Annotated in this window: 15 protein-coding genes; 8 read left to right on the plus strand and 7 right to left on the minus strand. The window is 41.2% G+C overall.

The features are described from left to right. Positions 1–109: 109 nt before the first annotated feature. Positions 110–1,228: an A/G-specific adenine glycosylase gene (gene mutY, locus AC3ISB_RS03580; RefSeq protein WP_098370611.1), complete on the plus strand. Its 1,119-nt coding sequence runs from the start codon at positions 110–112 to the stop codon at positions 1,226–1,228. 49 nt (positions 1,229–1,277) lie between these two features. Further along, on the plus strand, positions 1,278–1,547 hold the full coding sequence (locus AC3ISB_RS03585; RefSeq protein WP_098370612.1) for a hypothetical protein: 270 nt from the start codon (positions 1,278–1,280) through the stop codon (positions 1,545–1,547). 81 nt (positions 1,548–1,628) lie between these two features. Here AC3ISB_RS03585 and AC3ISB_RS03590 read toward each other — a convergent pair whose 3' ends face one another. Further along, on the minus strand, positions 1,629–1,853 hold the full coding sequence (locus tag AC3ISB_RS03590; RefSeq protein ID WP_489275577.1) for a hypothetical protein: 225 nt from the start codon (positions 1,851–1,853) through the stop codon (positions 1,629–1,631). Positions 1,854–1,920: 67 nt separating this feature from the next. On the opposite strand from AC3ISB_RS03590, the gene fabL reads away from it, so the two are divergent. The 5 genes from fabL to AC3ISB_RS03615 all read left to right on the plus strand — a co-directional run bounded on the left by fabL (position 1,921) and on the right by AC3ISB_RS03615 (position 6,210). Then, positions 1,921–2,670 (plus strand): enoyl-[acyl-carrier-protein] reductase FabL, encoded by a 750-nt coding sequence (gene fabL, locus AC3ISB_RS03595; RefSeq protein ID WP_489275578.1) that lies wholly within the window; start codon positions 1,921–1,923, stop codon positions 2,668–2,670. Between the two features lie 81 nt (positions 2,671–2,751). Then, positions 2,752–3,027: a gamma-type small acid-soluble spore protein gene (locus tag AC3ISB_RS03600; RefSeq protein WP_098370613.1), complete on the plus strand. Its 276-nt coding sequence runs from the start codon at positions 2,752–2,754 to the stop codon at positions 3,025–3,027. Between the two features lie 161 nt (positions 3,028–3,188). Next, positions 3,189–3,443 (plus strand): YgaB family protein, encoded by a 255-nt coding sequence (locus AC3ISB_RS03605; RefSeq protein WP_098370614.1) that lies wholly within the window; start codon positions 3,189–3,191, stop codon positions 3,441–3,443. A 234-nt stretch (positions 3,444–3,677) separates the two neighbouring features. After that, positions 3,678–4,208: a nucleoside tri-diphosphate phosphatase gene (gene ntdP / locus AC3ISB_RS03610; protein WP_063234823.1), complete on the plus strand. Its 531-nt coding sequence runs from the start codon at positions 3,678–3,680 to the stop codon at positions 4,206–4,208. Between the two features lie 253 nt (positions 4,209–4,461). Beyond that, on the plus strand, positions 4,462–6,210 hold the full coding sequence (locus AC3ISB_RS03615) for an ABC transporter ATP-binding protein (RefSeq protein WP_098370615.1): 1,749 nt from the start codon (positions 4,462–4,464) through the stop codon (positions 6,208–6,210). Between the two features lie 89 nt (positions 6,211–6,299). On the opposite strand, the gene AC3ISB_RS03620 is transcribed toward AC3ISB_RS03615, so the two are convergent. From AC3ISB_RS03620 to AC3ISB_RS03640, 5 genes are all read right to left on the minus strand, one after another. Further along, complete coding sequence (locus tag AC3ISB_RS03620; protein WP_098370616.1) at positions 6,300–7,220, minus strand: EamA family transporter; 921 nt, start codon at positions 7,218–7,220, stop codon at positions 6,300–6,302. Positions 7,221–7,512: 292 nt separating this feature from the next. Then, the gene (locus AC3ISB_RS03625; protein ID WP_480339884.1) at positions 7,513–7,860 is read right to left on the minus strand and encodes a hypothetical protein; all 348 of its coding nucleotides are present in this window, start codon (positions 7,858–7,860) and stop codon (positions 7,513–7,515) included. A 13-nt stretch (positions 7,861–7,873) separates the two neighbouring features. Further along, positions 7,874–8,404 carry an NAD(P)H-dependent oxidoreductase gene (locus AC3ISB_RS03630; protein ID WP_489275582.1) on the minus strand — a complete coding sequence of 177 codons (531 nt, stop codon included), beginning with the start codon at positions 8,402–8,404 and terminating at the stop codon, positions 7,874–7,876. Between the two features lie 18 nt (positions 8,405–8,422). Further along, positions 8,423–10,042: a DHA2 family efflux MFS transporter permease subunit gene (locus AC3ISB_RS03635; RefSeq protein WP_377394743.1), complete on the minus strand. Its 1,620-nt coding sequence runs from the start codon at positions 10,040–10,042 to the stop codon at positions 8,423–8,425. A gap of 40 nt (positions 10,043–10,082) precedes the next feature. Further along, entirely contained in the window at positions 10,083–10,721 is a 639-nt protein-coding gene (locus AC3ISB_RS03640; protein WP_489275584.1) for a biotin/lipoyl-containing protein, read from the minus strand. Positions 10,722–11,041: 320 nt separating this feature from the next. On the opposite strand from AC3ISB_RS03640, the gene AC3ISB_RS03645 reads away from it, so the two are divergent. Beyond that, a complete protein-coding gene (locus tag AC3ISB_RS03645) occupies positions 11,042–11,500 on the plus strand; it encodes a MarR family winged helix-turn-helix transcriptional regulator (RefSeq protein ID WP_081395760.1) in 459 nt (152 codons plus the stop codon). 57 nt (positions 11,501–11,557) lie between these two features. Here the strand turns inward: AC3ISB_RS03645 and AC3ISB_RS03650 are convergent, their stop codons facing one another. Continuing rightward, positions 11,558–12,649, minus strand: a complete 1,092-nt coding sequence (locus tag AC3ISB_RS03650) for an FUSC family protein (RefSeq protein WP_098370620.1) — start codon at positions 12,647–12,649, stop codon at positions 11,558–11,560. Between the last annotated feature and the right edge of the window lie 194 nt (positions 12,650–12,843).

Genomic DNA, 12,843 nt, shown 5'->3' on the forward strand with positions numbered 1-12,843 from the left:
TCCATGCCTGTTACAAATAAATGGATATGAACATGATATTAAAAAAAGAATGACCTACTATAGGTATTCCCCTTTTTGATAAGAGTTTAACATCTTTGGAGGAACTGATGTGAAAGAAATAACGATCCCGACAATAGAAAAAATAAAAATCGAAGAATTTCAAAAAGATTTGGTTTCCTGGTTTCTCGAAGAACAAAGAGAATTGCCATGGAGGGAAAATAAGGATCCATACCGTGTTTGGGTTTCTGAAATAATGCTGCAGCAAACGAGAGTGGACACGGTGATTCCTTATTTCAACCGATTTGTGGAATGGTTCCCAACACTCGAGGATTTTGCTAATGCCGATGAAGAGAAAATCCTAAAAGCATGGGAGGGGCTGGGATATTACTCACGTGTAAGGAATCTGCATAGTGCCGTTCAGGAAGTGAAGGCATCATATAATGGAATCGTACCGGATGATCCCGAGGAAATTTCAAAATTGAAAGGTGTCGGCCCTTATACAGCTGGTGCGATTCTTAGTATCGCATACGGCAAGCCTGAGCCAGCTGTTGATGGAAACGTCATGCGTGTTTTATCAAGGATATTGATGATATATGAAGACATAGCAAAGCCAAAGACTAGAAAAACATTCGAAGCTGCCGTCAGAAAGCTGATCGATCATGAACATACCTCTGCCTTCAATCAAGCCTTGATGGAACTTGGAGCATTAATCTGCACACCAGGTAAGCCTGCCTGCCTATTATGTCCCGTTCAAAGTCATTGTCTAGCATTTGAATCCGGGGTTCAGTCGGAATTGCCGGTGAAAATCCAAAAGAAAAAAACACGGGATGTACCAATTGTAGCGGCCGTTTTAACGAATGAAAAAGGTGAATTTTTAATTCACAAGCGAGCATCAGAAGGATTGCTTGCAAATCTTTGGGAATATCCGAACTTCGAAAACCATTCATCCCTTTTGCATAAGCGGGAATTCTTCGAGAGTCGGTTTCAGGAAATGTATGGCGTCAAACCTGAAATCACTGAATCGCTTGTGAGAATTGAACATGTTTTCTCACATCTCGTTTGGAAAGTGGACACATATATTGGAGTGGTCAAAGATGCCATCAGTGAAGAGACACTTAGAGAACAGCAACTTAAGTGGGTGAGTGAAGCAGAGATGGAGGAGTTGGCATTTCCGGTTTCCCACCAAAAAATGATGAAGGCGTATAAAGAAAAAGAACGTATTGAATAAAGGCTCTCATTTGGTTATGTGGTAATATAAGGGTATTGGGGGCGTGGGAATGAGGATAGTCATTCAAGCATTCATGGGTTCAATCATCATTCATGCTTTATATTTTGGGAGTGCGATAATGGTGGGGTCCATAAAAACGAGCCGATATAAACCGGACATTGAAAATGCATGGGAACAAGCAGGGGCGCTCCAGAATGAAACAGTATTCGGTAAGGTAATTTCACCTTCTTTATATTCGTTAACATTCTTGGGGACAGCCCTGATTTGCGCAATGGCTATAACGTCTTATAATAAAATTGTGATTAAAAAAAGGCGCTAGTGATATTGGGAGCATAAAAGAGGATATCCGCTAAGATATCCTCTTCCATTTGTTGATTTTCAAAGCCATATCCGTATAGAATCAATCGTAAAGGGTTTTCGTTCCATGAGTATAATCGGCTTCCTGCCTGTTAAGTCCGCCTCTATTTTCAATTTCTTTGAGGATTTCGCTATGGATACTCTGTCCTTCTTGGTTTAAATAAGGTACCATTTGTTGAAGGGAGTGATGAAAATAGGCAAGTTCACTATTTTCCCAATCCGATTTTTTCATCATCGACAACTCTGTCATATCACGTCCAACATACATAACAGTAACACTCCTTAAAAAATGATTTTTAATACTCGGTGTTTACTCAGAAAGGATGAATAAACGAATGGAACAAAAAGTGGCACTCATTACAGGTAGCAGTAAAGGTTTAGGCAGAAGCACGGCAATAAGGCTTGCAGAGGAAGGTTACGACCTCGTTATTAATTATGCCCGGAGCAAGTCAAAAGCATTAGAAGTGGCAGCCGAAATTGAAGCGTTGGGGCGTAAAGCTCTTGTAGTTAAGGCAAATGTCGGTGACGTTGCGAAAGTGAAAAGCATGTTCGAGGAAATCGATGCTTATTATGGACGTTTGGATATTTTCATCAATAATGCGGCTTCAGGAGTGCAGCGTCCGTTGATGGAGCTGGAGGAATCCCATTGGAACTGGACCATGGACATCAATACAAAAGCCCTCCTTTTCTGTGCACAGGAAGCGGCGAAATTAATGGAGAGGAACGGCGGGGGGAAAATCGTCAGCATCAGTTCACTAGGGTCCATTCGCTATTTGAAAAATTATACAGCTGTTGGAGTTTCCAAAGCTGCGCTTGAAGCCCTGACAAGATATTTAGCGGTCGAATTAGCTGCAAAAAATATTTGTGTCAATGCCGTTTCAGGCGGTGTGATCGATACAGATGCCCTGAAGTCTTTCCCGAATAGGGATGAAATGCTTGCCGAGGCGGCAGAACAGACTCCGGCTGGACGGATGGTCGAGGTGGAAGATATGGTGAATACCATCCTGTTTTTAATTTCCGATGGAGCCAGTATGATTCGTGGACAAACCGTAATAGTTGATGGAGGCATTTCATTGCTTGTTTAATATAACTGGAAAAATTTAAATGTTTTTAGTTGGATAACACTCCTGGATAATGGTTATCTTATTATCGTGGAGGTGATATCAATGGCTAAAAACATGAATAAATCACAAGCAGGTACTAATGCTCAACAAGTGAGACAACAAAACGCGCAATCTCAACAAGGTCAAGGCCAATTCGGTACAGAATTTGCTTCTGAAACTAACGTTCAAGAAGTGAGACAACAAAACGCGCAATCTCAGCAAAAAAAAGGTCAAGGTCAAGCACAAGGCCAATACGGTACAGAGTTTGCTTCTGAAACTAACGTTCAAGAAGTGAAACAACAAAACCAAAAATCTCAAAGCAATAAAAGCCAAGGCTAATCGCCGATGAAAAGCATCCTTCTTTATGAAGGGTGCTTTTTTTTGCCTTTCATTGGATTCGACAAATGTTTCGTCGTGTTTACATTTTATGTCAAAGGAAAAAACGGATAAAAATAGAATATACATACTATAGAAAAAATACAGATTAGGAAGGTGCATTCATGGAGGAATTTAACCGGCTTATAAACAACCAGTTGAAAACGATGGATAAGCTTTTACTTTTACAATCCGAAATCGAAAGATGCCAAGATATAGAGAAGCAACTCCTTGCCCTGGAAGAGGAGAGTGAAGCAGTCACCATTCAGGAAGATATTCAACTCAAAAAGCAGGAATTGAAAAGTATCCATGATATGTTCGAGAAGCAAACGGAAGAAGTCATCCGTTATTTTCAGCAAGGACAGGCTGCCATACGATAAATAACCGGCTAATTTCTTAGTTAAAATGGGTGGATGGTCAGACTTTTTCGACTTATTTACACATTTTCACTTGGAGATTAGCCACTTTTGTTTTAAATTTATGAATAAATCGCTATAATATAGGAATATAGGGTAAATGGAAAAAAGTATATATTTTTAAATACACACAAAAACTGCAAACGGAATAGGGCACAGTACGCTGTCAGGGTGTCTATAGAAAGTAGGGAGAGATAAATGGGGATTGTTCCTGCCGAAGGAGGAAAAATCCAAATCCATAGCTATAAACATAATGGACATATCCATCGTATCTGGGAAGAGACGACCGTTTTAAAAGGGACCCAAAATCTGGTGATAGCAGCGAATGACCGTACTATGGTAACTGAATCAGATGGAAGGACCTGGATTACGAGAGAGCCGGCGATTTGCTATTTTCATTCAAAGTATTGGTTTAATGTTATTGGTATGTTGAGAGAGGACGGGGTTTATTATTATTGCAATATCAGTTCGCCGTTCACATACGAATCGGGAGCATTGAAATACATTGACTATGACCTGGACATTAAAGTATTCCCAGATATGACGTTTAATTTGCTGGATGAGGATGAATATGAAAGGCATCGGAAAGAAATGAATTACCCGGATGCCATCGATTCAATATTGAAACAGAACGTAGACTATTTGATTTATATGATACGCCAGCGAAAAGGACCATTCTCCGCAGAGTTTATTGATAGTTGGTATGAACGCTTTTTAACCTATCGATGATAGAAAAGGCCTGCTGCATAATTGGCAGGCTTTTTCATTATGTATCATGCCTACTATCTGATTCAATCTTTCAAGAATGCAGGAACCATTAAACCTCCTATAAATGGTTATGAAAGTTAGTGAATGAAAATCCTTTTGATAGTTAATCATCGAAAAGGAAAATATAATTGCATATAAGATATAAGATTCCAAATTGACTGTTATGGACTATTTTTATCATTTGGATTTAATGATTCAGAAAAGGAGGAAATCCGTGGGGAGCATTAAGAGATATTTGCAATTCGTCAAACCATATAAATGGCAGATAATCGGGACGGTACTGATTGGATTGCTAAAGTTCGCGATTCCGCTTTTGCTTCCATTGCTCAGTAAGTATATAGTGGATGACATCATCGGAAATGGTGACCTGTCCAAAGCCGTGAAGTCCGAACGCCTTTTATGGGCAATGGCCATCATGATATTCATTTTCGTTGCAGTCAGACCGCCGATTGAGTATTACCGTCAATATTTCGCTCAATGGACCGGAACGAAAATCTTATATGATATTCGTAATGATTTATTTACTCATATACAGAAACTGAGTTTTAAATATTATTCCAATACAAGGGTGGGCGAGGTCATTTCAAGGATGATCACGGATGTGGAACAAACGAAGAACTTTGTCATTACGGGTCTGATGAACCTTTGGCTCGATATCGCAACGATCATCATAGTGATAGTCATCATGTTTACGATGGACGTGAAGTTAACCATTGTATCCATCATCATGCTTCCATTTTACGCATTTTCGATTAAGCATTTCTTCGGCAAGCTGAGAACCTATACAAGGATTCGGTCCCAAGCGTTAGCGGATGTACAGAGTCACCTTCATGAACGGGTTTCAGGGATGTCAGTCATCAAAAGCTTTGCGATAGAGGACAGGGAACAGGAATTGTTTGCGAAGCAGAACAAGAATTTCCTCGATAAGGCCCTAAAGCATACGAGCTGGAATGCTAAGTCATTTGCTGTCGTGAATACGATCACGGATATTGCCCCCCTGCTCGTGATAGGATTTGCCGGCTATCAGGTCATTCATGAACAATTGTCACTGGGTACCATGGTTGCTTTCGTTGGTTTCATAGACCGGCTATATAATCCCCTAAGACGTTTAGTTAACTCTTCGACGACAATGACCCAGACATTGGCGTCCATGGACAGGGTTTTTGAGTTTGTGGATGAGAAGTATGATATCGATGACGAACCAGGAGCGAAAGAGCTGAAGCATGTGGATGGCCGAATAACCTTTCAGGATGTATCGTTTGCTTATGACGAGAAAGAGGCACCCGTTTTGAAACATATAAATTTGGATGTTAAACCAGGGGAAACCATTGCACTTGTCGGGATGAGCGGCGGAGGGAAATCCTCCATCGTCAGTTTGATTTCCCGTTTCTATGATGTAACGGAGGGAAGGGTATTATTGGATGGGACGGATATCCGTAAATATCAAGTCCGCAGCCTAAGAGATAAAATAGGAATGGTTCTACAGGATAATATCTTATTTAGTGAATCGGTTAAGGCCAACATCCTTATGGGACGGCCCGATGCAAGTGATGAAGAAGTATTTGAAGCGGCAAAGGCGGCGAATGCCCATGACTTCATCATGGGTTTAAAAGAAGGATATGAAACGAAAGTCGGGGAGCGGGGAGTTAAATTATCCGGAGGCCAAAAGCAACGGGTGGCCATTGCGAGGGTATTTTTGAAAAACCCGCCAATCCTTGTTCTCGACGAAGCCACATCCGCATTGGATTTGGAAAGTGAACACTATATCCAGGAGGCACTGGATATTTTGGCGAAAAACCGGACCACCATCATCGTGGCACATCGACTATCAACCATCACCCATGCCGATCGGATCGTTCATATCGATAATGGGGAAATTACGGAAATGGGAACACACGAAGAACTTATGAAAAAGCAAGGGCATTACTACAACCTATTTCAAGTGCAACAATTGGATGCTTAAGGAGAAAAGGAAAAACAATATACAAAAGAAAGACCATTCCGCTAACGGGAATGGTCTTTCTTATTCTTATCCGAACTGGTGGATAAACGTTATGAAATCCTTTTTTCATGCAGCGTTTTTTTTCTGTCAGGAAGGAATTGCGGCAGATGCTTTATTCCCTCAGGCAAGGCGATGCCGACGATGATCAAGCACATCCCGAACCATTGCAGTGACGTAACCTGTTCATTCAAGAAGATGACGGAAACGACCATCGCTGAAGGCAGCTCTGCTGCACAAAGAATCGTTCCAAGCCCGACACCCACTTTCGGCAAACTGACAGCAAAGAAAAAGAAAGGAACTAAAACACCCAAAGTGCCGAGCAGCAGACCGTAGTACCATAGGTTCGTTTGGACAAGATTCGTCACAAGTGTGACGGGATTAGTCGTGAATACAGCAGTCAGCATGGCACCCGTTGCAATGAAAAACAACCGTTTCATTGAAGATTCCCCAACTGCGAATTGAGAGTTGCAGTACATATACAGTGCAAAAAGCAACGCAGACAATAGTCCGAACAATACGCCTTTCAGGCTTAGGGCGGATAGAGGCTGACCAAAGATCGCCCCCGCCAATAATGTACCGATGAAGAGAACGAAAATGGCAATGAGTTTATTTTTATCCGGGCGTCTTTTATTTAAGAAACTTTCTATAAGGACGCCTATCCAGGTAAATTGAAATAAAAAGACAACGGCAATCGAAGCGGGAAGCTCGGATACGGAAACGGCATATGCCTTTCCGACGAAAGTGGACATCATGCCCGTGATTAAAAGTAATCCGGCACTCTTCCATGAAACTTTATATTTAAACGAAAAAAGAAATAACACGGAGACAATCAGCCAACCGACGAGGTATTGACTGCCGACCAGTTCTCCAGAAGAATGGCCATCCATGAATCCAAACTTGATCATCGTGGATAATGTGCCATATGAGATCGAACCGATTAAGACCATTATGGAATACTTCAAAAGTTGCATGTATTTCACCCCTGTAAAAATAAAAATCGCCACCTGCCAAAAAGGCAAGTGACGAACGAAAAAAGGAAAACCTTTTAAAATTCCGTCTCTCAACAAAAGCTGAGTTTAAAAAATTGTTTGTGTTGCATTACCTTAGCTTAAAGTCTTTGTGAATATTTGTCAACCAGAAAAATAAGTTAAGCCTGCAGTCGATCTTTAAGCTAAAGGTGGCGGCAGAGGTCGAAAATGTTTCTTTCATGCATAGTAATTGAAAACCCCCAAAGAGGCGAATAGCCGAATGGGGGGGTGTGTTTCAGTCACGATTTTCCTGGAAGTCTTCTAATGTACCACGATATTCCGCGTCTTTCATTTTGCGAAGATTAGGCTTTTTTTCTGCAGTTGGCTCATCATTTGGCTTTAGATTGTGAAGCTTGGAAAGAGCCAAACGATAATCCTGATCTTTCATTTTCAATTCATCATTGTCTGTTGGGGAGATGATTTCGGTAACGGAATCATCTGCCGAAGAGAAAGAGGACTCTTCCAATGAGTTCTCTTCCTCGATCCCCGGCGGCTTATCTTCAGGTGATAAGGCTTTGATATTGAACGTGATTAAGCCCGTAACCGCTATTATGGCAACGATGATAATTAGAATTATGCCCATTGAATCAAGCCTCCTAGAGCTCGTTTATGAATGAACGAGTGACATGGGCTACCCGTTTTCCTAATGCTTCTCCAAGCTGCAAGTCATTTTTGGTGATGTTGTCATCCACACCGGGTGGACAGCTTATCCCTACTCCATAGTAGGAACCATATAAGGCGTTTTCCGGGACAGTGCCGGGTAAGCCCACAATGATCATTCCTTGGTGAAGCATTGGGGTGATTAAGTTCAGCATGGTAGCCTCGAGTCCGCCATGTACGGTGGCGGTCGTACAGAATACAGCACCCACTTTATTGATCAGCGCACCTTCCGCCCATAGATACCCAAGTTTATCAATCCATGTTTTCAAACTCGAACTGATGGTGCCGAAATGACCGGGACAGCCCCAAATGATTGCATCCATTTCCTTAAGCTTATAAACATCCGCCTCGTTTACATGGTCAATGAGAACCTCAGCCCCAGGAACCGCAGCTGCTCCTTGAGCTATTGATTCGGCAAGTGCTTTCGTATGGTTACCTTCACTGTCGTAAACAACATAGATCTTCATTTTTATTCCCCCATTTAGTTAAACCGATTTTTTTACTGGTGAAGGAAGCAAAGGTACATCCAAATGTTCCTGTTTAGCTTTTTTCATTGCTTTGTCTTTCCGAACGTCACGCAAAAACAGTGAGAGAACGATACCGACAATTGCGAAGCCTGTTGCCCAAAAGAATGCATCATTGATTCCCATCACATTTGCTTGACCCTGGATTTGTGAAGAAATCAGCGACATGGCAGTTTCCTGTGCCTGTTCACTAGTTTGATTCATCGAACTCATGATGGATTGGACGATTGTTTGGAAATTCTGAACAAAACCGGGATCACTCGTACTCATTTCCGTTCCTAAAGCAGTTCCATGGAAAGAAGCACGGGTAGTATAAATGGTCGTCACGAAGCTCGTACCAATGGCTCCGGTAACCTGTTTCAGCGTATTGCTCATTGCCGTACCATGTGTATTCAAATGCTTAGGAAGCTGGTTCATCCCTGCTGTCATGATCGGCATCATTAGTAAAGACATTCCAAGTGCGCGGATGGCATAGATGATGACCAAAGTCGAATAGGTAGTTTCCGTAGTCAAATTAGCAAATTCGAAGGTTGTGACAGCAGTGATCGCTAAACCAAAAAGTGCTAATGGGCGAGGACCGATTTTGTCAAATAATGCTCCTGAAATGGGTGACATCACCATCATCACAAGTGCTCCGGGTAACATCAATAGACCGGATTGAACTGGTGTGAAGCCTCTTAAAGTCTGCAAATATATTGGCAATAAGAATATCCCAGTAAACATGGCCACTGTGACGATGGCGGAAATGATATTCGATAATACGAACATGTCATACTTGAATACACGGAAGTCGAGCATTGGTGTTTCCGATTTTAGCTGTTGAACCACGAATAGGGTCAATAGGATCAGCCCGATGATGATCGTTCCCAGAACGATTGAATCCGTCCACCCTTTGGAGCCTGCTTCACTGACACCGTATAGTAATGATGCAACACCTAGCAAGGATAAAGAGGCGCCCAATAAATCCAATTTGATTTTCTTTGGTTCTGCTACATTATGCATGCTTAAAAGGGCAAGTATTATGACTATTATGCCTAATGGCACCATTGCGTAGAACATGACCCGCCAGCTATATTCCTGAATGACCCAACCTGATAAAGTCGGACCGATGGCAGGGGCAAACATAATGGCCAGTCCGAATATCCCCATTCCTTTCCCGCGCATTTCCGGAGGGAAGATGAAAAGGATGATCGTCATGACCAATGGCTGGAGGATCCCGCCGCCAGCCGCCTGGATCAGCCTGCCTGTAAGGATGACGGGGAAATTAGGTGCAATGCCGCAGATGAATGTCCCGACAGTGAATAGAAACATGGCAGCAAGGAATAAAATCCGCGTGCCAAAACGTTCTATTAAAAAAGCGGACAGTGGGATCAAGGCTCCATTCACGAGCATGAATCCAGTTGATAACCATTGAATCGTAGTCGCGGCTACATTGAATTCTGCCATCATCCTCGGCATGGCGACACTAAGCAGAGTTTGATTCAAAATGACCATGAACAAACCTAGCATTAAGATAATTAACATGGGGGCAAACTGTTTCATTCCCTTGTTTTCATTTACTGAGATGGTTTGAGAAGCCATTTATTGAAAAGCCTCCTTTCTGTATAACTGTGTAGCCGGTTTATTTAGTTGAAATTTTCACTTCTGCGTTCATTCCAGGCAGAACTTTATCGGATGGTGCTTTGATGGAAATTTTAACTGGTACTTTTTGAGTGACTTTCGTATAGTTTCCGCTGCTGTTTTGATTGCCCATCACTGAAAAGACAGACGTTGTGGCATAACCGATCTGTTCCAATGTACCTTCGAAAACAGTATCGGGATCTCCATCGATGATAATATCGACGCTGTCACCCTTTTCGATATCCTTCAATTTATTTTCCTCAATATTAGCCGTTATGGACAGATCATCCATATTGATGGTCTGAGCTAGCGTTTGACCCGCTTGAACAAGCTGCTCATCATGCACTTGTGTTTTAACGATTGTACCTTGTGCTGCGGTTTTTACTGCTTCTTTTCCATCTAAGGTGGTTACATTGGCAACTTGGTCATTCTTACTTACACTGTCTCCTTCGTGTAACTCCCAATCTGCTAATTTACCGGCAGCGGGGGCAACGATGGTATATAGCTCTCCCGACACTTTCGCTTCATCCGTTTTAATGAAATTCGTGCTTTCATAATAGTAATAAGCCCCACCGGCTAATACCGCTACAATAATAACCAAACCAATGACATTGATTAAAACTAAACGTCCTCTATTCACTTGTTTCGCCTCCAAAAATATTGATGATGTATTCCCTTTGATTAACGTTCATTACCAGACTGGATAACGCCTCCTATTCTAAAGTTTATTTATTAATTTTAATAAATATTAATTTTTATAAGTATTAATATTATAAGTAAAGAGTTTACCAGTTTAATTATTTTTTGTCATGTAATTTATTCGGAAAAATAGTGGGAAATAAATACAGAGGAACGGTAAAAATTTGAATTTTTTTTAGTTTTAAGGATATATGGAAAGTAAATTTGACAATGGAATGGCATTTAATTAAATTTAAGAGGTAGGATTGTCCTATATAAGGAGTGAGAAGGCTGGAATTTAAATGGGAAGTAACTAATAGTATAGAAATGCAGATTTTTCGGATTAGGAAGAAGCTTAGGGCCATCGTAGCAAAAAATCTTCAGCCTTATGGATTAACGTCGCCTCAGTTTTTCATATTATTGATATTGAAAAAAGAGGGGTCGATCAAATCGACCAAGCTGGCTGATTTCTTAACAGTAAAGCCAAGTGCGATTACCGTTTTTGTAGATAAGCTGGTCGAAATGGATTATGTGAAACGGCAGCCATCAGAAAAGGATCGCAGGGTCATCAATCTTGAATTGAAAGAGGCAGGGGAAGCGATTTTGGGGAGAGTCCTTGCGGATCATAACCAATTGATGGGCAAGAACTTCAACTCATTCTCGGAAGATGAGCTGCAGGATCTTTTGCAGAAATTGGATACGATTGAAAAGGCTGCTGATAAGAACCTTTTGGATGATTGAATGAGGAGCCTGCTCGAAATAGAGACGAAAAAAGACGGTTCCCGGGAACCGTCTTTTTTAATCTTCTTCATACTGGACAGATAATTCGTTATCTTCCTTATGGAAGGACTGGAAGCTGACGATCAGCTTTTCAAGATGCTCCAATTGTTCGTCATATTCTATGACTGCAGAAATCAATGGTACAAGGCGGGCAGAGAGATGGCCCAGATTATCATGCATTTCGTCCACTTGATTTTGCTGTTCGAAAAAGTGGGCGAGCAGCTCTTTACGACTTAGACAATCCTGGTCCCAATCTTCAATCTCGTCGATGGACTTGATTTTTTCGATATGCAGTAATATCAATTGTTCATGCTTGCGGATCAAGGAATCAAGCTGCTGTAAGATGCTCCGTTGGAAATCTTCAGGCATTTGATATACTTCATTCTCGAATTTATGGACTCTCTTCAAGGTTTCAAACGCTTTTTTTGTCGTTATGATCATCTGCCGATAAACGACAAGCTTTCTTGCTTTAGCTACACTGTTCTTCTTGAAATATTCCCGTTCCTCTTTGTACATGGAATAGATATGTTCCAGATCGAGTAACTCCGCCTTCAATCGGCTGATGTCTTTTTTCAATAAAGTGTGTTCTGTAGCATGCCTTGTGCTGATTCTGATCCATTTCAAGATGTCTTCCGTTACATCTGTAATGCGTGTATAAAGCTTTGCTTCGTACTTTGGAGGAATGAAAACCAGATTCACGATGAACGAAGAAACGATACCGAGCAAAACGGATGAGAGACGAATAAAGGCAAAATTCAGGAATTCCCCTTCCTGGCTTTCCATGATGGCAATGACCGTCACGATGGAAAGGACAATCGTTTTATCCATTTTCAGTTTTAAATTGATGGTTATGACAACCATTACGGCAAGACCGATTATAAAAATATCATTTCCGAACAACAAAACGAAGGAGACAGCAACCAATGCGCCGATGATATTTCCTTGAACTTGCTCCAACACCGTTTGATATGAACGGTAAATGGTCGGCTGTATTGCAAAAATTGCAGCAATCCCAGAAAGGACAGGAGCAGGAAGATTAAGCAGTTCCGATAGATAAAGCGCTAAAACAATTGCTATTCCTGTTTTGAGAATGCGGGCACCAAACTTCATATATGGGTTAATCCTTTCTTTGTGTTGTAATGGATCGTGGTAAGAAAAGGCTCTATTTATATATAGGCTTTTGCTTAAAGTTGTATTCTAACTTATTTGTTAGTACTTTACACTAAAATAAGAAGATGTAAACAAAAAGTAATATACAGGATTTTCCTTAGAGTTACAATAGTTAAAATCAAGTTTAATATATA

Source organism: Peribacillus sp. GL_122, from assembly GCF_057835005.1.

Excerpts from the sequence above, each read along its gene's own strand:
- AC3ISB_RS03585 (WP_098370612.1), top strand. The coding sequence starts at position 1,278 with ATGAGGATAGTCATTCAAGCATTCATGGGTTCAATCATCATTCATGCT.
- AC3ISB_RS03590 (WP_489275577.1), bottom strand. The coding sequence starts at position 1,853 with ATGTATGTTGGACGTGATATGACAGAGTTGTCGATGATGAAAAAATCG.
- fabL (WP_489275578.1), top strand. The coding sequence starts at position 1,921 with ATGGAACAAAAAGTGGCACTCATTACAGGTAGCAGTAAAGGTTTAGGC.
- AC3ISB_RS03600 (WP_098370613.1), top strand. The coding sequence starts at position 2,752 with ATGGCTAAAAACATGAATAAATCACAAGCAGGTACTAATGCTCAACAA.
- AC3ISB_RS03605 (WP_098370614.1), top strand. The coding sequence starts at position 3,189 with ATGGAGGAATTTAACCGGCTTATAAACAACCAGTTGAAAACGATGGAT.
- ntdP (WP_063234823.1), top strand. The coding sequence starts at position 3,678 with ATGGGGATTGTTCCTGCCGAAGGAGGAAAAATCCAAATCCATAGCTAT.
- AC3ISB_RS03620 (WP_098370616.1), bottom strand. The coding sequence starts at position 7,220 with ATGCAACTTTTGAAGTATTCCATAATGGTCTTAATCGGTTCGATCTCA.
- AC3ISB_RS03625 (WP_480339884.1), bottom strand. The coding sequence starts at position 7,860 with ATGGGCATAATTCTAATTATCATCGTTGCCATAATAGCGGTTACGGGC.
- AC3ISB_RS03630 (WP_489275582.1), bottom strand. The coding sequence starts at position 8,404 with ATGAAGATCTATGTTGTTTACGACAGTGAAGGTAACCATACGAAAGCA.
- AC3ISB_RS03635 (WP_377394743.1), bottom strand. The coding sequence starts at position 10,042 with ATGGCTTCTCAAACCATCTCAGTAAATGAAAACAAGGGAATGAAACAG.
- AC3ISB_RS03650 (WP_098370620.1), bottom strand. The coding sequence starts at position 12,649 with ATGAAGTTTGGTGCCCGCATTCTCAAAACAGGAATAGCAATTGTTTTA.